We start from the raw sequence: 24,347 nt of genomic DNA, 5'->3' as shown, positions 1-24,347 counted from the left end.
ACATGACAATCAAACAGCATCACACCATCCCCCCCGTGCCCAACCAGTCGCTGGACGAAGCGCAACCGTCGGCGTCCTGGCTGGCATGCCGCAAACAGAAGCTCAACCTGTTGCTGCCAGGGATCATCGCCTCGCTGGTAGTCGCCGCCAGCGCGTCCTTCCTCTCCGAACATTACGGTGCGCCGGTGATGCTGATGGCCCTGTTGCTGGGCATGGCATTGGGTTTCCTTTCCGAGGAGGGGCGTGCGGTGGCCGGTATTCGTTTCACTTCCAGCACCATCCTGCGTATCGGCGTGGCCCTGCTGGGCATGCGCATCACCGTGGAGCAGATCCTCTCGCTGGGCGGCACGCTAATGGCGGTGGTGATCGGGGCGGTGTTCCTGACCATCAGTTTCGGCATCCTCCTCTCGCGGCTGCTCGGCCAGTCACGCGACTTCGGCATTCTCAGCGGCGGCAGCGTGGGCATCTGTGGCGCCTCGGCGGCGCTGGCGATTTCCGCGGTACTGCCGCAGAACAAGGACAGTGAGCGCAACACCATCTTCACCGTGATCAGCGTGACTGCGCTGAGCACCATCGCGATGATCGCCTACCCGCCGATCGCCCAATGGTTCGGCCTGGATGCCCAGCAAGCCGGGGTATTCCTCGGCGCGACCATTCACGATGTGGCCCAGGTGGTCGGCGCCGGCTACAGCATGTCGGATGCAACCGGCGATACCGCGACCGTGGTCAAACTGCTGCGCGTGGCGATGCTGGTGCCGATCGTCTTCAGCCTGTCGTTGCTGATGCGCAAACGTGGCGCGGCAGATGGTCTGCGCCCGGCGTTGCCGTTGCCTCTGTTCATCATCTTTTTCGTGTTGTTCGTCGCCATTAACAGCAGTGGAGTAGCCTCGACCCAGGTACAGGAATTTGCCGGCGATGTGTCGCGCTGGTGCCTGATCACCGCGATTGCCGCGCTGGGGATGAAGACTTCGCTGAAGTCGCTGCTGGAAGTCGGCTGGCGTCCGGCTACCCTGCTGATCAGTGAAACCCTGTTTCTCGCCACACTGATTCTGTTCGCGGTGAAGTGGCTGGGCTGAAGCAAACGCCCGAGGTGACGTGCACCCGCCTGATCGGCAGACTGCCGCACAACCGTTCCCCGGATTGCATCCGGGCTACAAGGCGCGCATTGCCTGGCTGAACAGGGCGAGCCTTCGGCGTCACCAGCCTACGAAGGTGCGGGCACACGCAACTAGATCCTGGCCATGCTTTCACTACCCTGGCGCAGTCCAAGCGCAAGATGCCGCGGGCCAACGAGCGACCCTAGCGACCCGGCACGTTGCAACTCATGCGGCGACGCTTGGCAATTGCGCACACGCCAGCGGACGCGCAGGAAAACAGCGGCTGCAGTGAGCGCTACCGGAACCGGGCACGCGATGGTTGAAGGCGCCAGCCTACTCAGCTGATCTTTGCCTCGACCTGGCTTTCGACCGCACGATCCGTATCGCCCACCGCCGTTTCCTGGACCATGGCCATCGCCACCTGGGACGCCGTAGCTGGAATGGCAACGCAATGGCCTTGTTCATCCAGTGGCACCCCGCGACGCTGGGTCATGCGATACAGGGCGAACACACCGACGCCGGCATGCACCACGGCAAGAAACCAGAACAGACCGTTAGGCCCCACCAGGCCCATGATGGCAGCGGCAGTCGAAGGCCCCAGGGTTGCGCCGATGCCCACCGCCAGCACCAGGCTGCCACTGGCCGCAACCATTTGTTTAGGCTCGAGGTTGTCGTTGGTATGCGACACGCACAGCGAATACATGGGAAAAGACAGGCCGCCGAACAGGAATGCCGTGGCCAGTAGAGTATTGGCCGATAGCTGCGATGCAGGTATCGCCAGCAGCGCCACTAACGCGGCCAGCAGGGTGACCACGAGAATCACCCAGCGCCGATCATACTTGTCGGACAGATGGCCGATCGGCCATTGCAGTACCACGCTGCCCAGCAGAACCAGTCCCATGAACATGGAGATGTCGGAGAGCGCAAAGCCGATCAGCTCCGCGTAAATCACCCCCATCCCCACCACCGCACCATTGGACAAGCCGACGGCCATGCAGCCGACCACCCCCAGCGGCGAGCTGTGATACAGCTGGCGCAGCCCCATCGGCGCCGCTGCGGCGAAGCTCGGTGCCGGCGCATCGCTGAGCAGCACCGGCAGCAGTGCGAAGGACAACAGCACCGAAATCAGAATGAACAGTTTGAAGCCGCCCGGATCGGCGACGTTGAGCAGCAACTGACCGCAGGCCATGCCGCCGATCACGATGACCATGTACAGCGAAAGCAGCTGGCCGCGCGTCTGGTTGGTGGCGAGGTCGTTGAGCCAGCTCTCGGCAACGATGTACAGGCCGGCCATGCAGAAGCCGGTGATCACTCGCATGATGAACCAGAGCGTCGGGTCGACGAAAACCGAGTGGAGCAAGACCATGGTCGAAGCCAGCGAAGCCAGTGCGGCGAACACGCGCACGTGGCCGACCTTGGATACAATTTTCGGGGTCAGGGTCGAGCCCAGCAGAAAACCAACGAAGTAGGCGGACATGAGCAGCCCGGCGAGCTGGGTGGAGAAGCCCTCCAGAGTGGCGCGCAGACCGATGAGCGAGCCCTGCAAGCCATTGCCGAGCATGAGCAGCCCCATACTCATCAAGAGCGCCCAAGCGGCTTTGACGGCGATGTACATGTGTGAGGCCCTCCCTATGCAGAACGGTTTAATCGCTTTTGTACAATCAACCCTGACGTGTAATTAGAGTCGCCCTAAGCCCCCCATGGTCACCACGCAGTGCGACTCGCACATACCAACAGGCGCCACAAGACCACACATACAGCCGTTACCCCCAGCGCAATGACTCACCACGCCCCCGGACAGCGGCAAGGGGTGCTTGCCAGTTGGGCAATTCACGTTTTGAGCACTGCCCGCACGCGCCGCCTAAGGGGGTCAGTTCTCAGAAAAGCTCCGGCATGCTGAACAGCCTGGCAACTACGGGGAGGTCGGTCAGATCGACAAGCGACGGCAGCCCGCGATGTTGTAACGCAGGCAGTACCTTGTGCGCCACGCATGTGTGGGCCGCCTGAGTGGGGGGGGGTTGATCGCTAGGCTGTTACAGGGCCAAGCAGCCATGAGCAACATGGCCTCTGCAAAACCCTGGCCTGACTCGGGCAGGGGTTTGCAGAGGCACGCGACCAGCACGCGCTAACGCAGGCTGGCCAGGATGGTCTCGACGTTCGCCGCCAGCATTCCGATATAGCTGTCACCGGGCGTGCCGGGTAGGCCCAGGGAGTCAGTGAACAGAGTGCCAGCGATGGCGATGCCGCTCTCGCGCGCGACCATCTGCATGCTGCGCGGATCGACGCTGGTCTCGACGAACAGGGCCGGCACCCGGCGCTGCTTGAGCTGCCCGAGCAGAGCGATGACCTGCTGCGGCGTGCCCTGGTTTTCCGCGTTGATCTCCCAGATATAGCCGGCCTCGAAACCGTAGGCGGCGCAGAAGTACTTGAACGCACCCTCGCTGGTGACCAGGTAGCGACGCTCGGCCGGGATCTGCGCGAAGTCCGCCAGGGCCTTGCTGTGCAGCTTCTGCAACTGGCCGATATAGGCCGCGGCGTTGGCCTGGTAGGTCGCGGCGTTATCCGGGTCGATCCGACTCAGGGCGGCCTGGGCGTTGCGCGCATACTGCATGCCGTTGCGCGCATCGAGCCAGGCATGGGGGTCTTCGGCACCGGCCTGACCGCTGGAGGTCAGGTGCTGCGGGGCGACCCCGGCGCTGATGCGGAACACCGGAGCGTCCGCGCCGGCCTTGCCGGCGGTACCCAGCAGCTTGTCGAACCAGGCATTGCCGGCTTCCAGGTTGAGGCCGTTGTAGAACACCAGGTCGGCATCGCTGGTCTTCTGCACGTCCAGCGGCAGCGGATCGTACTCGTGCGGGTTGGAGCCCACCGGCGCCAGGCTGTGGATCTCCACCCGTTCGCCGCCAACGTTGCGCACGATGTCGTAGAGGATCGAGTAGGTGGTGACCACCTTGAGCTTGGCGCCGCTAGCGGCCCAGGCCGGCGCAAGCCAGGGCCCGAGCAGGCCGAGGGCGATGAGTAGCAGGGTTCTGATCATGGGCTCACCTCGTGCTTGAGCATGGCGTTGTCAGGGTTGTTGGCGGCGCCGGCGCTTGGCGCCTGATGGCGCCGACGCCGGGTCTGCAGGCCGCGCCAGATCAGGCCCTGGCTGGGCGACAGAAGCAGGGCGGTGAGGAACAACAGGGTCGAGGTCATGACGATGGTCGCGCCCGAGGCCAGGTTGTAGGTGAAGCTCAGGTAGATACCGCTGAAGGCCGAGACCAGGCCCAGGCCGGCGGCCCAGCAGATCATCACGGATAGACGGTTGGTCAGCAGGTAGGCGGTGGCCGCCGGGGTGATCAGCATGGCTACTACCAGGACGATGCCGACCGTCTGCAGCGAGGCCACAGTCACCAGGGTCAGCAGGGTCATGAGGAAGTAGTGGATTAGCTTGACCGGCAGGCCGTAGGCGGCGGCCATGGTGGCATCGAAGGTGCTGACCAACAGCTCCTTGTAGAACAGGTAGATCGAGGCCAGCACCAGGGTGCCGATGATCAGGGTGATCCACATTTCCTCTGGACGCACCGCCAGCACGTTGCCGAAGAGGATGTGGTAGAGGTCGGTGCTGCTCTTCTGCAGGGTAATCAGGATGATGCCCAAGGCGAACGCGGCGGTGAACATCACGCCGATCGACACGTCGTGTTTGATCCGACTGTGCTGGCTGACGTAGCCGATGGCGATGGCGGTGAACAGGCCGGAAAACACCGCACCGATCAGCAGATTGAACCCCAGCATGTACGACAGGGCCACGCCGGGCAGCACTGCGTGGGAGATCGCATCGCCCATCAGTGCCATGCCGCGCAGGATGATGAAGCAGCCGATCACCCCGCAGATGATGCCAACCATGGCCGAGGTCAGCAGGGCCTTCTGCAGGAAGTCATATTCCACAACGGCTTGAAGGAAGGTCATCAGCAGGCTACTCCCAGTTGATTGGTGAACGGCAAGTCGCCCAGATAGGCCTTGGTCAGGGCACCCGCGGTGCAGACCTCGGCGGCAACGCCGTAGTTGAGGATGCGTTTGTTGATCAGGATCAGTCGGTCGAAATACTCGGTGGCCTTGCTCAGGTCGTGATGCACCACCAGTACCGTCTTGCCCGCGTCGCGCAGGGACTTGAGGATGCCGATGATGGCGCGCTCGCTCAGCGCGTCGATGCCGACGAAGGGCTCGTCGAGCAGGTACAGATCGGCGTTCTGGGCCAGTGCCCTGGCGAGGAACACCCGCTGCTGCTGGCCGCCGGACAGCTCGCCGATCTGACGCTGGGCGAAGTCCTGCATGCCAACCCGGCGCAGGCATTCCAGCGCCGCCTGCCGTTCATGCCGCCCGGGCTTGTTGAACCAGCCGAGGTTGGGATAGGTGCCGAGCACCACGGTGTCCAGCACATTGATCGGAAACTGCCAGTCGATCTCGCTGCGCTGCGGCACATAGGCGACCGTGCGACGGGACTGCTGCAGCGGCCGACCGCAGATCTCGACGCGGCCGTGGTCACTGGGAATCAGCTCGAGTATGGCCTTGAGCAGGGTCGACTTGCCCGCGCCGTTGGGGCCGATGATGCCGACCAGCAACCCCGCCTCGATACTCACACTGGCATCCTCGACGGCATAGTGACCGGCGTAGGAGACGCTTAGATTTTCAACCCGCAGGGCCTGTTGCATAGCTGCTTCCTCGCACATGGCCGGGCGCTGGCGACGCCCGATTGTTCTCAGTAGTCGAACTCGACGTCGCCTTGCGCATAGCTGCAGCAAGCCAGGACGTAGCCATCGTTGATCTCGGTGTCGCTGATGCCGCCACTGTGGTTCATGCGTACCTCGCCGCTGACCCGGCGCAGCTTGCAGGCGCCGCAAAAGCCCATACGGCAGGCCGAGGGAATCCACAGGCCGTGCTTGCCGGCGATGTCGAGGATGGTCTCTTCGGCGACACCACTGACACTCTTGCCGGCGCGGCTGAAACTCACCCGGTGCGTGGCGGATTCGCCTGCGTCGACTGGAGCCGGGGCAGCCGCTGGGGCGCCGCCGAAGCTCTCCTCGAAGTAGCGCTGCATCGGGAAGTCCAGGCCCTGCAGAATGCCGCGCACCGCACGCATATAGATTTCCGGGCCACACACATAGATGGTGCGCTCGAACAGATCGGGAACCATCTGCTGCAACATGGCGGCGTCGAGGAAACCGCGGTAGCCCGACCAGGTCGCCCCGCTCAGGCTGCCCTCGCAGACCAGCGACAGGCGGAAGTTCGGCGCACGCGCATCGATCGCCTGGAGTTCCTGGTGGTAGATGATGTCGTCCGGGGTGCGTGCGCTGTGCACGAAGTGCAGGTCGACCTCGGCGGCGGTGTCGTAGAGCCAGCGGGTCATCGACATCAGCGGGGTGATGCCGCTGCCGCCAGAGAGCAGCAGGGCCTTGTCGCAGGGTTGGTCGATGATGTTGAAGCCGCCTTGGGGGCCTTGCACCTTGAGGCAGTCGCCTTCATGGAAGTGCTCGTGCAACCAATTGGAAACCAGGCCGCCGGGTACCTTCTTCACCGTGATGGAGAAGTTGTAGGGCCGCGAGGGCGGCGTGGAAATGGAGTAGCAGCGCACTTCCTGGCGCCCGTCGATCTCCACCTTGAGGCTGACGTACTGGCCCGGTTTGAAGGTGAACAGCAGCGGCTGGGTCGCGGCGAAACAGAACGAAGCGACGTCGTGGGTTTCCTGGGTGATCTGGATACAGCGCACCTCCAGCTCGCTGGCAGGCCAGAACGGCAGCGCGGCTAGCTGGACGGGGTCGATCGATAGGCTCTTCATCGGGGACAGGCCTCTTCTTCGTCTGCCGGGGGCGGATTGCCGGCAGTTGGCTGTGAAGAGCCTATCAATCACCATGATTCTTTGTTTTAGCGATATTAATCGCTATTTACGATCAACTTGCCCACAGCGTGTCCGCCGAACGGAACGGCGGGGTCCGCTCAGTCCGCTGGCCGGCGCCAGGGGCGAAGGGCGCGGCCTCAGTCGAGGGCAATCAGGCGCAGGGCCTTGATCGCCTTGCTGATCTGCGGGCGATGGCGGTTCTTGCTGAGGAAGGAGACGAACACTGGCTGCTCAATCTGCGGCGCGTCGGCCACCGGGAAAAATTCGCCCTGCTCGATATAGGACTGCGCCAGGTCGGCCGGCAGGTAGGCCACACCACCGCGCCCGCGAAGATACTCGACGCTCATCACCCCCAGGCCCATCGAGACCGGTGCCAGCTGCAACTGCGGCAGCAATTCGCCGTGTCGGGCCACGAAATGCGGAGAGATGGCCACCAGCACGTAGCTTTCCACGCTGACCTCGGCGAGCGACTGCGGTTGTGACGAAACCATCACGAAGCGCTCGTTGAACAGGTGCTGGATCTCCAGTTCCGGGCGGTATTGCGGGGTGTAGATCACCGCGATGTCCAGATTGCCGAAGCTCAGTTCGTCGATCATGGTCTTCGAGTAGTCGGCCTCCACATGGATGGCCGTCTTGGGAAACTCCTGGCGCAGCCAGAACACCCACTTGCTGATCAGGCGCTGCCACAGGCTCACCTGGGTGGCGATGCGCAGCCGGCCCTGGTAGTCGCGCGGCATGCTGATGTCCTGGCGGGCCTGGTTCCAGCACAGGCGCAGGTTGGTCGCGTAGCTCTCGAAGCGCCGGCCCTCGGCGGTCAGTTCGGCGCCCGAGCGCCCGCGGATGAACAACTGGGCACCTACGGCCTCCTCCAGGCTGCGGATGCGCATGCTCACCGTGGACTGGGTGACGCACAGGCGCTCGGCGGTGCGGTTGAAGTTTCGCGTCTCCACCAGGTCGGCAAAGGTGTCCAGAAATTCGATCTTCATCCGCGGTATCCCAGGCAGGTCAATCAATCGTTATTTTGCATTTATACGGCATTCTTAATTCATTATAAAAATTTAAATCGGACTCTTAGGATGGCAGCCATCACCCAGTCGTGGTGGCCGGGGTCAGCGTTGACCTGCCACCGCGAATAACCACAGGAGCCTGAAAGATGACCACGATCATCGACTGCGATTGCCACAACTACTGGATGTCGGCGGAGGTGTTGCTCCCCTACATGGACGGGATCTTCAAGGATTTCTTCATTCGCGGTGAACAGCCCGGCCCGGTCGGTGCCTTCCCCCACGGCCATCGTCCCTGGCTGCATCCGGAAGGCTTCAAGCGCGCCGACATCAATCCGGCGACCCAGGAAGAGCACTACAGCCTCATGAAGGAGAAGCATCTCGATCGTTACAACATCGACTATGCCATCCTCACCGGTGACGAGGCCCTGGAGGCCTCGACCCTGGCCAACCCCTATTACGCAGCGGCGCTGGTGCGCGCCTATAACGACTGGATGGTCGATTACTGGCTGCCCAAGGACAGCCGCTTCAAGGGCTCACTGGTAATCAGCCCGACCGACCCGCATGGCGCCGCAGCGGAAATCCGTCGCCTCGGCGGCCATCCGGACATCGTTCAGGTGCTGGCCTCCCATGGCGCCCAGCGCCCCTACGGCGACCCCTTCTACCACCCCATCTACGAAGCCTGTGCGGAGATGGGCTTGCCGTTCGCCATCCACCTGGGCGGCCAGGGCGGGGTCAACAGCAACCCGATCGGCGCGGGGCCGACCACCTTCTTCTGGGAAACCCATGCACTGCTGCCGCAGTCGGCCATGACCCACGTGGCCAGCATGATTGCCCAGGGCGTATTCGAGAAGTGGCCGGACCTGTACTTCGTGGTCATCGAATGCGGCGTGGCCTGGGTGCCGAGCTTGCTCTGGCGCCTGGATGCCAACTACAAGGCGCTGCGCAAGGAGACGCCGTGGCTGAAGATGCTGCCCAGCGAGTACTTCAAGCGCAACATCCGCTTCACCACCCAGCCGCTGGAGCAGCCGGGCACCAAGGTCGAGCACCTGTGGGCGATTCTCGAGGCGATGGACGGCGAGAACACCCTGTTGTTCGCCTCCGACTACCCGCACTGGGACTACGACAGCGTCGAATCCCTGCACATCCCGCCGCAGTGGCGCGACAGCATCCTCGGCGGCAACGCCCTGAAGGTGTACTCACGCCTGCCCCAGCCCAAGACCCTGGCCAAGACCGCCTGATAGAGAGGAGAAGCCCATGGATGCGAAGAAAGTTCTGGCCTGCAAGACCCATGAAGTCGCCACCGGCCAGCAGAAGATCGTCAAGCTCGGCAACCTGCCGGTCGGCATCTTCAACGTCGGCGGCGAATACCACGCCATGCTCAATGTCTGCCCGCACCGTGGCGCGGCGCTCTGCGAGGGGCCGCAGTGCGGCACCACGCAGGAAACGCCGCACTACGATTTCATCTACGGCCAGCAGGATGATCTGGTGCGCTGCGCCTGGCATGGCTGGGAATTCGAGATCAAGACCGGCGAGTTCATCGTCGACCGCAGCATCAAGGCCAAGACCTATGCGGTCAGCGTCGAGGGCGAGGATCTCTACGTGCACCTTTGAGCCCGGTCGGGCGGAGCAGACCGCGGACAGCGCTCATGCCTGGGGCCGCACAGGGACGGTGCGGTGTGATCTACGGCCGATGGAAAAGCCAGGCATTAGCTGAGCTTGGCCTTAGCGGCCTAATAGATCGTTTGTCAGCCACCCGGCCTGGCCGCAGTCTTGCTCTGCACCCGACTCCGACCGAATGCTCCCTCATGGACGGTCGGGTCGCAATGCCGGCCAGGCACCTGAACGGAAAGGCCCGAAGACTGCAAGTCCGCTGACGCCAGCGGCTATGCGGCAGCCGCGCCGGGAGCGCCCCTCGACACCTCTGCCACAACCTGAACCTGACGAGACGAAATAATGAATAGAACGAATCGTACTGCTTTGGTGGCTCTTGCCCTGACACTCGGCGCCAGCCCGTCCTGGGCCCAGGACGCGCCGTCATGCCAGACCCTGCGCATGGCCGACGTCGGCTGGGTGGACAATGGCGCCATCAACGGCCTGACCATGGCAGTAGCCGAGGGGCTGGGCTACAAGGCAAAGGTCACGACCCTGAGCCTGCCGATCATTCTGATTTCCCTGCAGAAGAAAGATATCGACTTCTTCCTCGACTATTGGTCGCCGGCCTCCGACCCATTGTTCCAGCCTGCGGCGGCGAACAACAGCGTAGCCCTGATGGCGGAACCCAACCTGACCGGGGCCAAGTTCACCCTGGCGGTGCCGAGCTACCTGGCCAGCGACGGACTCAAGGACATGAGTGACATTGCCCGCTACAAGGATCAGCTCAAGGGCAAGATCTACGGCATCGAGTCCGGGGCCGGCGGCAACCAGTTGATCAAGACCATGATCGAGGAGAACCGCTACGACCTGGGCGACTTCAAGCTGGTGGAGTCCAGTGAGACGGCCATGCGCCTGCAAGTCGCGCGGGCCATCCGCAAGCAGGAACCGATCGTCTTCCTCGGCTGGGCGCCACACCCGATGAACCTGCAGTTCGACATGACCTACCTCAGCGGGGCCGACGACCTGTGGGGCCCGGACGGTGGCGCGGCCAAGGTGCACACGGTGATGGCCAACGACTACCAGACGCGCTGCCCGAACGCCGCCAAGCTGGCGAGCAACATGAAGTTCGACATCCCGATGGAGTCGCACATGATGGAAAGGATCATGGACAAGGAGCCGGCGGTACAGGCCGCCAAGCAATGGATCGCGAAGAATCCGCAATGGCTGGACACCTGGCTGGAGGGCGTGACCACCTTCGACGGCCAGGATGGCAAGGCCGCGGTGATCAAACACCTGAAGCTCTGACCCGCAGGCAGCGCGCCGGGCCGGGTGCCCGGCGCGCTGTCTCAGCACTGCACCCGCTAAACAGCCGCGGCTCAATCCTGGCGATGGCTCACCAGCCAGTCCCACAGCTTCTGCGCCGGTTCGCGCAACTGACGGCGCAACGGACGTACCAGCCAGAAACGCTCCGGCGTGGTCACGCACAGGTCGAACACCGGCACCAGGCCGTGGCGCACTTCGCGCTGCCAACGCATGAACAGGTTGCGGTGGGCCAGGGCGATGCCCATGCCCTGGCGCGCCAGTTCGAGGGCCATCACCTGGGTGTCGCAGCTGATCCGCCGGGTTTGCCGCTCCAACTCGGCCACGCCAGCCGCCTGCAACCAGGCGCGCCAGCCGACGGCGAAGCCGACTGAGTGCAACAGTGTCTCGCCGGCCAGGTCCTCGGGACGTTGCAGACGCGCCGCCAGCTCCGGCGCCGCCAGGGCCACCATCTGTTCTTCGCCTTCGCCCAGGGCAATGCATTCCTGCTCGTCCCAATCGCCGCGACCGTAACGGATCTCCATGTCCGCCCCCTCGCTGCCGAAGTCATTGCTCCAGAAGCCGCTGGCCAGGTGCAGGGCCACCTCGGGATGAGCCTTGTGAAAAGCCACCAACCGCGGCGCCAGCCAGGCCTGTTGCGCCAGCGGCGTTGAGCGCAAGGTGACCGGCGCATCGCGCGACAGACCGAACACCTCGGCCGTGCTGTCACGCATGCGCAAGAAGGCGGTCTGGATCGATGGCAACCAGGCCTGGCCGGCCAGGGTCAGACTCAGGCTGCGCGGATGGCGGACGAATAGCGCCTGACCGAGGCGATCCTCCAGCAAACGGATGCGCTGGCTGACCGCCGACTGGGTAATGTTCAGCTCGCGGCCGGCGGCGGTGAAACTCAGGGTGCGCGCGGCCACCTCGAATGCCTCCAGCCAAAGCAAGGGCGGCAGGTCGTGGGTCAGCCCGGACAGATCCAGATGATCGGCCATTGGCCCGCTGGTAGTGGCTGAAGCAGGTCGCTCGGAATCGCTCATGGGGTGGCTCACTGAAGAGGGGCAATGCGCCGAGAATAGCGCACATGACTAAGGCAGGCATTAGCCTGGCTTGGTCTCAGAGCATGAATTGATCGTTTGTCAGCCCCTCTGCCAAGCCTCACCCTTGCTTGCACCGGACATGCGCCGAACACCCCACTTCACGGCCAACCGAGCTACTTTTACGCGCGCTGCGCTTTAGCGGAGATACCCGATGACTGACTGCCTCACACCCCCAGCTGCCGCCGCCGATAGCCTGAGCAGCTCAGTCGACATGAAAGAATACGGCGCCTACACCAACTCACCGCCGATCGTCGCCGCCCACTGCGCAGACGACTGCATCCACGTCGCCTGGCAGCTGCTGGATACCCGCGAAAGTGCCGCATATCCGCTGCTGTGGCTGCGCGATCACTGCGCTTGCGACGCCTGCCGGCACCCGCAGACCTACGAGCGCACCCAGTTCATCATCGACCTCGACCCCAACTGCCTGGAGATGGCCCCGGCCATCAGTGTCGAGGGCGGGCATCTGGCGCTCATCTGGAGCGACGGCCATGCCAGCCGCTTCGACGCCGGTTGGCTGTATCGCCTGCGCCCGCAGCAGCAGGCCTGGCAGCCGAGCATCGTGCCGGCGAACCAGGCCTGGGCGGAACACTTCATCCCTCATCGCAGCGACTTCGTCGACTACATGGCCGGTGGCAACGCACGCCTGGACTGGCTGCATGCGCTGTGCCGTGACGGTTTCGCGATCCTGCAAAACGGTCCCAGCGAAGGTGGCGAAATCGATCAGGTCGCGGCCACCATCGGCCCGATCCGCGCCAGCAACTTCGGCGGCCGCTTCGAGGTCTTCAGCAAGCCCAAGCCGAATAATGCTGCCTACACCGCGCTGGGCCTTGAGCTGCATACCGACCTGACCAACTGGAAGAATCCGCCGGATATCCAGATGCTCTACTGCCTGGCCAACGATGCCCAGGGCGGCGAGTCGATCTTCGCCGACGGCGTCGCCGTGGCCGAGGCCCTGCGCGAGCAGGACCCGCAGGCCTTCCGCCTGCTGGCCGAAACCGCCATCGACTGCCGCTTCGCCGACGAAGAGGTCGACCTGGTGACACGCGCCACGGTGATTCACCTCGACGAACACGATCAGGTCATCGAGGTGCGCTTCAACAACTGGCTGCGTGACAGCCTGCGTTTGCCGCCTGCGCAGATCATGCCCTGGTACCGCGCCTACCTGGCCTTCTGGAAGATTCTGCGCTCGCCGCGTTACCGCCTCGACCTGCGCCTGGCCGCTGGCGAGATGGTCGCCTTCGACAATCGCCGGGTCATGCATGGCCGCAAGAGCTTCGACCCGCAAACCGGTCGCCGCCACCTGCAAGGCTGCTATGTCGACTACGACATGGTCGAGTCCGCCCTCAGGGTCACCGCCCGCCAGACCGCTGGCGTGACAAGCTGATTGCACGCCCGGCAACCCGGCTGAAGAAATAGAAATGCCCGTTTCGTGAGAGACGGGCATTTTTGTTTTTCCAGGCTATCCGGCGTAGGCCGGCAGCCGTCTCAGCGTCCCACCTCGCCGCTTTCCAGCTTGCGCCACAGCAGGCGCACCGCCGCCTTGCGCACCAGGGCGCAGCGGTATAGGCGGATCTCCAGCGGTACCTGCCAGGGTTCCCCGCCACACACCGCCAACTCGCCGCGGGCCAGTTCGGCGGTCACGCTCAGGCGCGGCACCCAGGCCACGCCCATGCCTTGCAGGGCCATGCTTTTCAGGCTGTCGGCCATCGCCGTTTCGTACACGGTGCTGGAACGCAGGGCGCGCTGGCGCAACAACAGATTCACCGAGCGGCCGAGAAAGGCCCCCGCAGAATAGGCCAGCAACGGCACGCTCTGGCCGCTGTCGAGATCGAACAAGGGTTGCCCCGCTTCGTCCACCGCGCACACCGGCAGCATCGAGGTCAGGCCCAGGTGCAGCGAGGGAAAAATCTCCGGGTCCATCTGCAACGCGGCGTCCGGGTCGTAGTAGGCGAGGATCAGGTCGCAACTGCCTTCACGCAGCGAATGCACCGCCTCACCGACGTTGGTCGCCACCAGGCGGGTGGTCAGCGGCAGGCCTTCGCGACGCAAACGGGCGATCCACTCGGGAAAGAAGCCCAGGGTCAGCGAGTGGGCGGCGGCGATCTGCAACATTTCGCCCTGCTTGCCCTCGAGGTTGTGCAGATGGCGCACCACCTCGCCGAGCTGCTCGACCAGGCTGCGTGCGGTGACCAGAAACAATTGTCCCGACTCGGTCAACTCCACCGGGGTGCGCGCGCGGTTGACCAGGGTCAGGCCGAGCATCTGCTCCAGCGCCTTGATCCGTCGACTGAAGGCCGGCTGGGTGACGAAGCGCTTCTCGGCGGCCTGGGAAAAGCTGCGGGTGGCGGCCAGGGTGACGAAGTCCTCCAGCCATTTGGTTTCCAGGTTCATCTGCTTTCCGTAATGCCGATGGAATGAATAATCGCCCGTAGCCCGGATGCAATCCGGGGCAGAGTGGTTAGGCACCCCGGATTTCATCCGGGCTACACGTCCGATCAGTTTAGGACGTCACGCCGACATTATGCCGATTATGCATACCCCAGCGCTTAACAGCATTGGCCGGCATTTGAGCACAGCCCATATTCTAGAAGGCATCGCGGCACTCACCGCATCCCCAAGAGAAGCTAGCCATCATGTCCGCTGCTGCATTATTTCGCGTCGAAAAAGACCTGCTCGGTACCCTCGAAGTTCCCGCCGAGGCCTACTACGGCATCCAGACCCTGCGCGCGGTGCACAACTTCCGCCTGTCCGGCGTGCCCTTGGCGCACTACCCGAAACTGGTGACGGCACTGGCCATGGTCAAGCAGGCGGCGGCCGACGCCAACCGCGAACTGGGCCACCTCAGCGCAGCCAAGCACGCGGCAATCAGCGAAGCCTGCGCACGCATCGTCCGTGGCGATTTCCATGAAGAGTTCGTGGTCGACATGATCCAGGGCGGCGCCGGCACCTCGACCAACATGAACGCCAACGAAGTGATCGCCAACATCGCCCTGGAGGCCATGGGCCACGCCAAGGGCGAGTATCAGTACCTGCACCCGAACAACGACGTGAACATGGCGCAGTCGACCAACGACGCCTATCCGACCGCCATCCGCCTCGGCCTGCTGCTCGGCCACGACACCCTGCTGGCCAGCCTCGACAGCCTGATCGGTGCCTTCGCCGCCAAGGGCGAGGAATTCGCCCACGTGCTGAAGATGGGCCGCACCCAGCTGCAGGACGCCGTGCCGATGACCCTCGGCCAGGAATTCCGCGCGTTCGCCACCACCCTCGGCGAAGACCTGGCGCGCCTGCGCAGCCTGGCCCCAGAGCTGCTCACCGAGGTCAACCTGGGCGGCACCGCGATCGGCACCGGGATCAACGCCGACCCGGGCTACCAGCAGCTCGCAGTCGACCGCCTGGCAGCGATCAGTGGCCAGCCGCTGGTACCGGCTGCCGACCTGATCGAAGCGACGTCGGACATGGGCGCCTTCGTGCTGTTCTCCGGCATGCTCAAGCGCACCGCGGTCAAGTTGTCGAAGATCTGCAACGACCTGCGCCTGCTGTCCAGCGGCCCGCGCACCGGGATCAACGAGATCAACCTGCCGGCGCGTCAGCCGGGCAGCTCGATCATGCCCGGCAAGGTCAACCCGGTGATCCCCGAGGCGGTCAACCAGGTGGCGTTCGAAATCATCGGCAACGACCTGGCGCTGACCATCGCCGCCGAGGGCGGCCAGCTGCAGCTCAACGTCATGGAGCCGCTGATCGCCTACAAGATCTTCGATTCGATCCGCCTGCTGCAGCGCGCCATGGACATGCTGCGCGAGCACTGCGTGGTCGGTATCACGGCCAACGAAGCGCATTGCCGCGCGCTGATGGAGAACTCCATCGGCCTGATCACCGCGCTCAACCCCTACATCGGCTACGAGAACGCCACGCGCATCGCCAAGCTGGCCCTGGACAGCGGCCGCAGCGTGCTGGAGCTGGTGCGCGAAGAGAAGCTGCTGGACGACGCCGAACTGGACGACATCCTCCGCCCGGAGAACATGATCGCCCCGCGCCTGGTGCCGCTGCAGGCCTAAGCGCTCGATCCAAGCCCCGACGCCGCCCACTGGCATCGGGGCTTTTTTATTTGCGGACGCCGGCCTGGCGCCCGGCCTGACTGCCTATTCACGAGGGCGCGCAGATAAGCCTGTGCTCCCACGACAACAACAAGACGGGTAACCCGATGACTGCAATCTCCTCCCTGACCGCCCCCCTGCGCCTGTGGGCACGCCTGCCGCTGTGGCAACAAATTGTCACCGGCCTGGTGCTCGGCGTATTGGTCGGTATGACCTTCGGCAAGGACGCCTTGAGCCTGGCCCCGCTCGGCCAACTGTTCCTCAACGCGATCAAGATGCTCATTGTGCCGCTGGTCTTCGTCTCTCTGGTGGCGGGCATCACCTCCATGCGCGACACCAGCAAGCTCGGCCGCATCAGCGCCAAGACCATCGCCATCTATATGGTCACCACCGCCTTCGCGGTAAGCATCGGCCTGCTGTTCGGCGGCCTGTTCAGCCCCGGCGAGGGCCTCAACATGGTGGCCGCAGAAGCCGCCAGTGCGGCGCAGGCACCGGCACTGATCGACACCCTGGTCGCCATGGTGCCGAGCAACCCGGTAAACGCCTTTGCCCAAGGCAATGTGCTGCAAATCATCGTCTTCGCCATCGGCCTGGGCGTGAGCATGAACCTGATCGGTGAAAAGGCCGAGCCGGCGATCAAGCTGTTCAACAGCCTGGCCGAGACCCTCTACAAGCTCACCGACCTGGTCATGCGCCTGGCACCCTACGGCGTGTTCGCCCTGATCGCCGGCGTAGTCGGCAGCCACGGCGCCGAAGTACTGCTGCCACTGGCCGAGGTCATCGGGGTCATTTACCTGGCCAGCATCGTCCACGTGTTGCTGGTCTACGGCGGCCTGCTCAGCCTGCTGGCGCGGCTCAACCCGCTGCGCTTTTTCCAGGGCATCCTCGACGCCCTGGTAGTAGCGTTCAGCACCTCCAGCAGTTCCGGCACCCTGCCGGTCTCCATCGAGTGCGCGCGCAAGAACCTCGGCGTATCCGAGGGCGTAGCCGGTTTCGTACTGCCCGTGGGCGCCACCATCAACATGGACGGCACCGCCATCTACCAGGGCGTGTTGGCGCTGTTCATCGCCCAGGCCTTCGGCATAGACCTGAATGCCGGCCAGTACCTGATGATCATCCTCACCGCCACCCTGGCCTCGATCGGCACCGCTGGCGTGCCCGGTGCAGGCCTGATTATGCTCGGCCTGGTACTCAGCTCGGTCGGCCTGCCGCTCGAGGGCGTGGCGCTGATCGCCGGTATCGACCGCATCCTCGACATGGCGCGCACCACGGTGAACGTCGCCGGCGACCTGATGACCACCACCCTGGTCGGACGTAGCGAGAACGAGCTGGACCTGGATATCTACAATTCCAGCGATAAAGAGTGAAGGGCGGGCAATGCCGTTGAGGCCGCGCCAACTGCCTGCGGCGAAGCGACTGGGCGACAGCGGGACGACGCCACACTGGGCGACATCCTGATAGCCCCGCATCTGCTGCCGCTGCAAACCTGAGGCAACGCCCGGTTGCCTCGGCTCTGCTTTGCTACAGGGATGGCTTCGGCCATCCCTTTTGCGTTTGTGCAGCCCCCGTGACAGCCAGCACGTTCACAGCCGCCAGGCGCGGCGCAACGCCTGCAGGGCTTCGCTGATCTGCGCCTCGGGCACCGCGGCAAAGCCCAGCACCAGCCCGGCGCGGCGATCCTCTGGCGGCGTGCCGTCCGCCAGCCAGTAGTCGCTGAGTGCGTTCAACTCCACCCCCACTGCAGCCGCCAAGGCGATCAGCTCGCGTTCGCGCGCCAGGCTGTCCACCCGCACGCACAGGTGCAAGCCGGCCTCCACCGTCGGCAGCGCCGCGCAGCCGGGCACCTCGGTCGGCCAGCCGGCCAGCAAGGCATCGCGACGACTGCGCGCGGCGCCGCGCATGCGCCTGATATGCCGCTGGAAATGCCCGGCGGCTATGAACTCGGCCATCACCGCCTGGGTGCCGATCTCCGAATGGCGCATGTCCAGGGCGCGACGGCGGGCGAAGGACTCGGCCAGGCCAACCGGCAGCACCAGATAGCCCAGGCGCAGCGCCGGGAAGGTGATCTTGCAGAAGGTGCCGACGTAGAGCACCCGGCCCTGGCGGTCGAGGGCGGCCAGCGGCGCCAGGGGCGTGCCGCTGTAGCGGTACTCGCCGTCGTAATCGTCCTCGACTATCCAGCTGTCGTGGCGCTCGGCCCAGTCCAACAGTTCCAGGCGCCGCGCCAGCGACAGGGTCACCCCGGTGGGGTACTGATGTGAGGGCGTGACGTAGACCAGACGGCAGTCACCCGCCGACTCCAGCGCCGCGGTATCCAGCCCTTCGTCATCCACCGGAATGCCTGCCAGCTGCGCGCCGGCCACGGCGAAGGCATGGCCGGCGGCGCGGTAACCGGGGTTCTCGATGGCCACCCGCTCGCCCGGCTCGACCAGCAGCTGGGCGCACAGGCTGATGGCCTGCTGGGCGCCGCAGGTGACCAGAATCTGTGCCGGGTCGCAGTGCAGGCCGCGACTGTTGCGCAGGTAGGCAGCGATCAGTTCGCGCAGTTGCGCGTCGCCGGCCGGGTCGCCATAGCCCAGGCGCGCCGACGACGGTTTGCGCCAGAAGCGCGCGCTGAGCCGCGCCCAGGTCTCGAAGGGAAACAGATCGAAGGCCGGCACGCCGACCCGAAAGGCCCGTGGCGCCCCCTCCAGCGGAACGGGAAGATGGTGCTGTTGCAGTCTCTGCAGGACCTGACTGGGTGCTGCGGCGCTGGGCGGCGCGGGCGGCGGGCGCACCACCGCGACCAGTTCGGCGACATAGGTGCCGTCGCCGACCCGGCCCGCCACATAACCCTCGGCATACAACTGGTCGAAGGCGCGGCCCACGGTGTTGCGCGAGATGCCCAGCAGTTCGGCCAGGTCGCGCCCCGCCGGCAGTCGCGTGCCGCTGGCCAGGCGTCCGTCGAGGATGCGCTCGCGCAACGCCTGGTACAGCTGGCGCGCCAGACCCCGGGCGGGGTCCAGGCGGATACCGGACAGGTCGACCGGCAGCGGTACGGGGGTGCTCATAGCATTGGCCCTATCAAAGTCGCAGAAAATGGATCTTACAACAGACCAATATCCTGCCTAGCATGAGCTCATCCCGCCAGGAGAACGTTCATGTATCTACCCTCATCCTTTCGCCAGGACGACCTCGTCGAACTGCACCAACAGATCGCCGAGTCACGCCTGGCCACCCTGGTCAGCCAGGGCCCGGACGGCCTGCAGGCCAGCCATCTGCCATTGTTGCTGGTCGCCGACGAAGGCGAGTTCGGCACCCTCTACGGTCACTTCGCCCGTGCCAATCCGCACTGGCGGGCACTCGCGCAAGACCCCGAGACGCTGGTGGTATGCAATGGCCCGGACGCCTACGTCAGCCCCAGCTGGTACCCGGCCAAGGCCGAGCACGGCAAGGTGGTGCCGACCTGGAACTACATCGCCGTGCACGTCTACGGCCAGATCGAACTGTTCGATGACGCCGAACGTCTGCTGACCCTGGTCGGCCGCCTCAGCGCGCGTCACGAGGCTGGCCGCGCCCAGCCCTGGGCGATCGAAGACGCACCGCGCGACTACCTCGACAGCATGCTGCGCGCCATCGTCGGCTTCGCCCTGCCGATCCGGCGCCTGGAAGGTAAATGGAAGCTCGGGCAGAACCGCAGCGCCGCCGACCAGAGCGGCGTGCGCGAGGGCCTGAATGCCAGCCCTGATGCCCGCGACCGCGAACTGGCCGCACGCATGAACAGCCCAAGTGGCCTGTACGGCTAGTTGGTTAACTCAAGTTCGGATGACTGAGGTTCCGAGGCAAGACGCTGCGACCAGTCATAGCTGGATATGGCGAGGAGCAGCAACGCAGTATCAGGGCCTCAGACGCCGAAATTGCCTAATTGAACTAGCCACACAGGCCACCAACTAACCCAGCCCAGGAAGACCCATGACTATCGAGATCCGCCCCGTCATTCCCGCTGACCACGCCGCCTGGCTGCCGTTATGGCTGGGTTACCTAGACTTCTATCAGAGCGCGCTCCCCACCGAGACCAGCGCCGTGACCTGGCAACGCTTCCTCGACCCCTCCGAGCCGACCCATGCCGCCCTGGCCTGGCGCGGTGACCAGGCAGTGGGGCTGGTGCAATGGATCTTCCACCGTTCCAACTGGTCGGTGGAAAACAGCTGTTACCTGCAGGACCTGTTTGTCGCCGCAGACACCCGCCGCACCGGAACCGGTCGCCGGCTGATCGAGCACGTCTACGCCCAGGCCCGCGCCGCGGGCGCCTCGCGGGTGCACTGGCTGACCCACGAAAGCAACGGCAACGCCATGCAGTTGTACCAGCGCATCGCCGAGCGCTCCGGCTTTATCCAGTACCGCAAGAACCTCTGAAAGGAGCAGCGCCATGACCCGCCCCAATCTGGCCGACTGGCAGCCCCGCCCCATCCCGCAACGCGCCGCGCTGGATGGCCAGTACGTGCGCCTCGAACCACTGGACCTGGCCGCCCACGGCGATGACCTGTGGCAAGCCCTGCAAGGCCCGCAGTCCGATCCACTGCTGTGGGACTACCTGCCCTATGGCCCGTTTCCCGAGCGCGCGGCCTTCGATGCCTGGTTGGCGGCTAACGCGGCCAGCAGCGACCCGCTGTTCTTCGCCGTACTCGAACGCGCCAGCCAGCGCGCCGCCGGCCTGCTCAGCTTCCTGCGCATGGCGCCCAAGGACGGCAGCATCGAGATCGGCCACATCGCCTTCGGCCGCACCCTGCAGCGCAGCCCCGCCTCCACCGAGGCGATCTACCTGCTGGCCGAGCTGGCCATGGGCACCCTCGGCTACCGCCGCCTGGAGTGGAAGTGCAACGCCCTAAACGCCCGTTCCATGCGCGCCGCCGAGCGGCTGGGCTTCGTCTACGAAGGCACCTTCCGCCAGCACATGGTGATCAAGGGCCGCAACCGCGACAGCGCCTGGTTTTCCATCATCGACCGCGAATGGCCGGCCTGCCACGCCGCGTTCCAGCACTGGCTGGGCAGTGACAACTTCGATAGCCAAGGGCGGCAGATACAGCGCCTGGAGCAGTTGCGCGCGGTTAGCGAGCGAAGCTGAGGCGTCTTTCTCGAACTCACACGGGCCGTTGCGGATCTGCGCGGGGAACGACTGCTGGACGTCGGCATAAGACGCAGCGCTGTAGCGGTCATCGCCTCGGCGGCAAAGACCCGTGATTTGGGCAACAGTGCCGGCCCAGAAGCCGCCCGTGAATCAAGGCCGCGCGCTGAAACACGGGCGCCTCGCCGCCAATCCCAGACCGTCCACCCCAAGAGCGCATCGGCTGATGCGCTCTTATCCATTTAGGGTCCCGCCGGCGCATCCCACCGACTGACCGCTCGTCAACTAGTCCACTAAAACAGCCAATAGAGCGCATGCACCACTCTTGCACGCGGGTTGGATTTTACGCATACTGTTAACCGTCAGTGACTGTTAACCTATAGTTAACTCGATCACCCCTAACAACAACCGCGCATTCCAAGTAGGGCCTAGCGATGACTGATTTCGAACAGCTGCCAGCCGACCTCGATTCCATCTCGGAAGAGACTTACATCATCCCACCGAGCAACCTCGGCTCGCAGGGTACTTTCGAAAAACTACCAGTCGACTTCTGTGCCAATCCAGAAGAGGCCTACACCATCCCGGCGACCTATTACACCTCGCCCAGCGTCTTCGCCTACGAGAAAGACAACATCTTCGCCAAGAGCTGGGTCTGCGTGGCTCACGGTAGCGAAGTGCGTGAAGCCAACGCCTACATCACCCGGGAAATCATCGGCGAAAGCATCATCATCGTGCGCGGCCGCGACATGCTCCTGCGCGCCTTTTACAACGTCTGCCCGCACCGCGGCCACCAGCTGCTGAGCGGCGACGGCAAGGCCAAGAACGTCATCACCTGCCCCTATCACGCCTGGGCCTTCAAGCTGGACGGCGAACTGGCTCACGCGCGCAACTGCGACAACGTGGTCAATTTCGACAAGGAAAACTCCAGCCTGGTACAGCTGAAGGTCGAGGAATACGCCGGCTTCATCTACATCAACATGGATCCGAACTCAGGCAGCGTCGAAGACCAACTGCCGGGCCTCGGCGACAAGTTGCGTGAAGCCTGCCCTGTGATCGACGACCTGCATCTGGCCGCCCGCTTCGTGTCCCGTACCCAGGCCAACTGGAAGTCCATCGTCGACAACTTTCAGGAGTGCTACCACTGCCCGACGGCTCACCCCGGATTCTCCGATTCGATCAAGATCGAGGCCTACGCGCACAACCTGTACCCGAACTGGAGCCTGCAGGAGAGCGAAGCCAAGTCCTCGGAAAAATCGTTCAAGTTCGACGAAAGCCAGGGCGGCGCCAGCTACAAAGGTTTCTGGCTGTGGCCTTGCTCCATGTTCAACGTACCGCCGGGCGGCAACTTCATGACCGTGATCTACGAGTTCCCGGTGAGCGCCAATGAGACCATGCAGCACTACGACATCTACTTCCTCAACAAGGAGCTGAGCGAGGAGCAGCAGCGCCTGATCGAGTGGTACCGCGACGTGTTCCGTCCGGAAGACCTGAACCTGGTCGAAAGCGTGCAGAAGGGCCTGCAGTCTCGCGGCTACCGCGGCAAGGGTCGGATCATGGTGGACCAGCAGCGCAGTGGCATCAGCGAGCATGGCATCTCCCACTTCCACAGCTTACTGGCAAAACACCAGCACGCCTGATCGCACCCGGCCGGGCAACTGCTGCCCGGCTTTCGCACCTGAATGGGGATGCACGACATGAAACTCAAAGACCCACAACTGTTCCGCCAGCAGTGCTACATCAACGGCAATTGGTGCGACGCCGACAGCGCGCAGCGCGTCGAAGTCAGCGACCCGGCCACCGGCGAGATGATCGGCCACGTGCCGCTGATGGCCGGCGGCGAAACCCTGCGTGCCATCGCAGCGGCCGACGCCGCCCTGCCGGCCTGGCGTGCCCTGCCGGCGAAGGAGCGGGCGCGTCTGCTGCGGCGCTGGTTCGATCTGGTCGTGCAGCATGAAGAGGACCTGGCAGCGCTGATGACCTGGGAACAGGGCAAGCCACTGGCCGAGGCCCTCGGCGAGATCCGCTACGCGGCGTCCTTTGTCGAGTGGTTCGCCGAGGAAGGCAAGCGCGCCTACGGCGACATCATTCCCTCGCCCAGCGCCGACAAGCGCCTGCTGGTGATCAAGCAGGGCATCGGCGTGTGCGCCGCCATCACCCCGTGGAACTTCCCGGCGGCGATGATCACCCGCAAGGTCGCGCCGGCCCTCGCCGCCGGCTGCACCATAGTGGTCAAGCCCGCCAACGAAACGCCGTTCTCGGCCCTGGCCCTGGCCGAACTGGCCGCGCGTGCCGGTCTGCCGGCCGGGGTGATCAACATCGTCACCGGCGATGCCGTGGCCATCGGCCAACAACTCACCGAACACCCCCAGGTGCGCAAGTTCAGCTTCACCGGCTCGACCCCGGTCGGCCGCCTGCTGATGAGCCAGTGCGCCAGCACCATTAAGAAGGTGTCCCTGGAACTGGGCGGCAACGCGCCGTTCATCGTCTTTGACGATGCCGACATCGACGCGGCGGTCGAAGGCGCGATGGTCTCCAAGTACCGCAACGCCGGGCAGACCTGCGTCTGCACCAACCGCATCTTCGTTCACGACAAGGTGCACGACGCCTTCGCCCAGGCCTTCGCCGCCCGGGTGCGCGACCTGAAGATCGGCAACGGTTTCGAGCCGGGCACCCAGATCGGTCCGCTGATCAGCAGCAAGGCCGTGGCCAAGGTGCGCGGCCTGATCGACGATGCCCTGGAAAAAGGCGCGCGCCTGGTGACCGGTGGCCAGCAGCACCCGCTCGGCGAGCAGTTCTTCGAGCCCACCGTGCTGGCCGACGTCAAGCCGGGCATGCAGATCCTCGACGAGGAGATCTTCGGCCCGGTGGCGCCGATCGTGCGCTTCAACAGCGACGACGAGGTGGTGCGCATGGCCAACGATACGCCCTACGGTCTCGCCGCCTACTTCTACAGCCGCGACATCGCCCGGGTCTGGCGCATCGCCGAGCAATTGGAATACGGCATGGTCGGGGTCAACACCGGGCTGATTTCCAACGAGGTGGCGCCCTTCGGCGGCATCAAGCAGTCGGGCCTCGGTCGTGAGGGCTCCAGCTACGGCATCGATGACTACCTGGAAATCAAATACCTGTGTTTAGCGGTGTGATGCGCGGATAAGCGCCCTCTGGAGGAAAG

21 protein-coding genes are annotated in these 24,347 nt (G+C 64.5%); 12 read left to right on the top strand and 9 right to left on the bottom strand.

All coding sequences use genetic code 11. The features are described 5' to 3' along the window. Positions 1 to 2: 2 nt before the first annotated feature. On the top strand, positions 3 to 1,076 hold the full coding sequence (locus TMS3_RS03250) for a YeiH family protein (RefSeq protein WP_025163816.1): 1,074 nt from the start codon (positions 3 to 5) through the stop codon (positions 1,074 to 1,076). A 358-nt stretch (positions 1,077 to 1,434) separates the two neighbouring features. Here TMS3_RS03250 and TMS3_RS03245 read toward each other — a convergent pair whose 3' ends face one another. The 6 genes from TMS3_RS03245 to TMS3_RS03220 form a co-directional block, all read right to left on the bottom strand. Then, entirely contained in the window at positions 1,435 to 2,712 is a 1,278-nt protein-coding gene (locus TMS3_RS03245) for an MFS transporter (protein WP_025163815.1), read from the bottom strand. A 510-nt stretch (positions 2,713 to 3,222) separates the two neighbouring features. After that, positions 3,223 to 4,134 carry a metal ABC transporter solute-binding protein, Zn/Mn family gene (locus TMS3_RS03240; RefSeq protein WP_025163814.1) on the bottom strand — a complete coding sequence of 304 codons (912 nt, stop codon included), beginning with the start codon at positions 4,132 to 4,134 and terminating at the stop codon, positions 3,223 to 3,225. After that, complete coding sequence (locus TMS3_RS03235) at positions 4,131 to 5,045, bottom strand: metal ABC transporter permease (protein WP_025163813.1); 915 nt, start codon at positions 5,043 to 5,045, stop codon at positions 4,131 to 4,133. The genes TMS3_RS03240 and TMS3_RS03235 overlap by 4 nt, the downstream gene beginning before the upstream one ends. Next, a complete protein-coding gene (locus tag TMS3_RS03230; RefSeq protein WP_025163812.1) occupies positions 5,045 to 5,788 on the bottom strand; it encodes a metal ABC transporter ATP-binding protein in 744 nt (247 codons plus the stop codon). Before TMS3_RS03230 ends, TMS3_RS03235 begins: the two co-directional genes overlap by 1 nt. Before the next feature lie 47 nt (positions 5,789 to 5,835). Then, positions 5,836 to 6,912: a hybrid-cluster NAD(P)-dependent oxidoreductase gene (locus TMS3_RS03225; RefSeq protein ID WP_025163811.1), complete on the bottom strand. Its 1,077-nt coding sequence runs from the start codon at positions 6,910 to 6,912 to the stop codon at positions 5,836 to 5,838. Between the two features lie 197 nt (positions 6,913 to 7,109). Beyond that, on the bottom strand, positions 7,110 to 7,958 hold the full coding sequence (locus TMS3_RS03220; RefSeq protein ID WP_025163810.1) for a LysR family transcriptional regulator: 849 nt from the start codon (positions 7,956 to 7,958) through the stop codon (positions 7,110 to 7,112). Positions 7,959 to 8,125: 167 nt separating this feature from the next. Between TMS3_RS03220 and TMS3_RS03215 the strand changes: the two genes are divergently transcribed. The 3 genes from TMS3_RS03215 to choX all read left to right on the top strand — a co-directional run bounded on the left by TMS3_RS03215 (position 8,126) and on the right by choX (position 10,877). Beyond that, positions 8,126 to 9,217: an amidohydrolase family protein gene (locus tag TMS3_RS03215; protein ID WP_029866081.1), complete on the top strand. Its 1,092-nt coding sequence runs from the start codon at positions 8,126 to 8,128 to the stop codon at positions 9,215 to 9,217. Between the two features lie 16 nt (positions 9,218 to 9,233). After that, positions 9,234 to 9,590, top strand: a complete 357-nt coding sequence (locus TMS3_RS03210) for a Rieske (2Fe-2S) protein (RefSeq protein ID WP_025163808.1) — start codon at positions 9,234 to 9,236, stop codon at positions 9,588 to 9,590. A gap of 342 nt (positions 9,591 to 9,932) precedes the next feature. Further along, positions 9,933 to 10,877 carry a choline ABC transporter substrate-binding protein gene (gene choX / locus TMS3_RS03205; protein ID WP_025163807.1) on the top strand — a complete coding sequence of 315 codons (945 nt, stop codon included), beginning with the start codon at positions 9,933 to 9,935 and terminating at the stop codon, positions 10,875 to 10,877. A gap of 71 nt (positions 10,878 to 10,948) precedes the next feature. Here choX and TMS3_RS03200 read toward each other — a convergent pair whose 3' ends face one another. Next, positions 10,949 to 11,914 (bottom strand): LysR substrate-binding domain-containing protein, encoded by a 966-nt coding sequence (locus TMS3_RS03200; protein ID WP_200929589.1) that lies wholly within the window; start codon positions 11,912 to 11,914, stop codon positions 10,949 to 10,951. 211 nt (positions 11,915 to 12,125) lie between these two features. Between TMS3_RS03200 and TMS3_RS03195 the strand changes: the two genes are divergently transcribed. Beyond that, positions 12,126 to 13,358 carry a TauD/TfdA family dioxygenase gene (locus TMS3_RS03195; RefSeq protein ID WP_025163805.1) on the top strand — a complete coding sequence of 411 codons (1,233 nt, stop codon included), beginning with the start codon at positions 12,126 to 12,128 and terminating at the stop codon, positions 13,356 to 13,358. A gap of 101 nt (positions 13,359 to 13,459) precedes the next feature. Here the strand turns inward: TMS3_RS03195 and TMS3_RS03190 are convergent, their stop codons facing one another. Further along, the gene (locus TMS3_RS03190) at positions 13,460 to 14,365 is read right to left on the bottom strand and encodes a LysR substrate-binding domain-containing protein (RefSeq protein WP_025163804.1); all 906 of its coding nucleotides are present in this window, start codon (positions 14,363 to 14,365) and stop codon (positions 13,460 to 13,462) included. Between the two features lie 242 nt (positions 14,366 to 14,607). Between TMS3_RS03190 and aspA the strand changes: the two genes are divergently transcribed. Together aspA and TMS3_RS03180 are read left to right on the top strand one after the other, a co-directional pair. Next, complete coding sequence (gene aspA, locus TMS3_RS03185) at positions 14,608 to 16,032, top strand: aspartate ammonia-lyase (RefSeq protein WP_025163803.1); 1,425 nt, start codon at positions 14,608 to 14,610, stop codon at positions 16,030 to 16,032. Positions 16,033 to 16,178: 146 nt separating this feature from the next. Continuing rightward, positions 16,179 to 17,438 carry a dicarboxylate/amino acid:cation symporter gene (locus TMS3_RS03180; protein ID WP_025163802.1) on the top strand — a complete coding sequence of 420 codons (1,260 nt, stop codon included), beginning with the start codon at positions 16,179 to 16,181 and terminating at the stop codon, positions 17,436 to 17,438. A 216-nt stretch (positions 17,439 to 17,654) separates the two neighbouring features. Here TMS3_RS03180 and pdxR read toward each other — a convergent pair whose 3' ends face one another. Next, positions 17,655 to 19,121 carry a MocR-like pyridoxine biosynthesis transcription factor PdxR gene (pdxR, locus tag TMS3_RS03175; RefSeq protein WP_025163801.1) on the bottom strand — a complete coding sequence of 489 codons (1,467 nt, stop codon included), beginning with the start codon at positions 19,119 to 19,121 and terminating at the stop codon, positions 17,655 to 17,657. Between the two features lie 90 nt (positions 19,122 to 19,211). On the opposite strand from pdxR, the gene TMS3_RS03170 reads away from it, so the two are divergent. From TMS3_RS03170 to TMS3_RS03150, 5 genes are all read left to right on the top strand, one after another. Beyond that, entirely contained in the window at positions 19,212 to 19,856 is a 645-nt protein-coding gene (locus TMS3_RS03170; protein WP_025163800.1) for an FMN-binding negative transcriptional regulator, read from the top strand. A gap of 166 nt (positions 19,857 to 20,022) precedes the next feature. Then, on the top strand, positions 20,023 to 20,466 hold the full coding sequence (locus tag TMS3_RS03165; protein ID WP_025163799.1) for a GNAT family N-acetyltransferase: 444 nt from the start codon (positions 20,023 to 20,025) through the stop codon (positions 20,464 to 20,466). Positions 20,467 to 20,479: 13 nt separating this feature from the next. Continuing rightward, the gene (locus TMS3_RS03160) at positions 20,480 to 21,175 is read left to right on the top strand and encodes a GNAT family N-acetyltransferase (protein WP_025163798.1); all 696 of its coding nucleotides are present in this window, start codon (positions 20,480 to 20,482) and stop codon (positions 21,173 to 21,175) included. A gap of 434 nt (positions 21,176 to 21,609) precedes the next feature. Then, complete coding sequence (locus TMS3_RS03155) at positions 21,610 to 22,812, top strand: aromatic ring-hydroxylating oxygenase subunit alpha (RefSeq protein WP_025163797.1); 1,203 nt, start codon at positions 21,610 to 21,612, stop codon at positions 22,810 to 22,812. A gap of 57 nt (positions 22,813 to 22,869) precedes the next feature. After that, positions 22,870 to 24,318: an NAD-dependent succinate-semialdehyde dehydrogenase gene (locus tag TMS3_RS03150; protein ID WP_029866079.1), complete on the top strand. Its 1,449-nt coding sequence runs from the start codon at positions 22,870 to 22,872 to the stop codon at positions 24,316 to 24,318. Positions 24,319 to 24,347 lie beyond the last annotated feature (29 nt).

The sequence above is a fragment of the Pseudomonas taeanensis MS-3 genome, from assembly GCF_000498575.2.
In the GTDB taxonomy this organism is placed as follows: domain Bacteria; phylum Pseudomonadota; class Gammaproteobacteria; order Pseudomonadales; family Pseudomonadaceae; genus Aquipseudomonas; species Aquipseudomonas taeanensis.
This window is presented reverse-complemented; position numbering and strand designations above follow the sequence as displayed.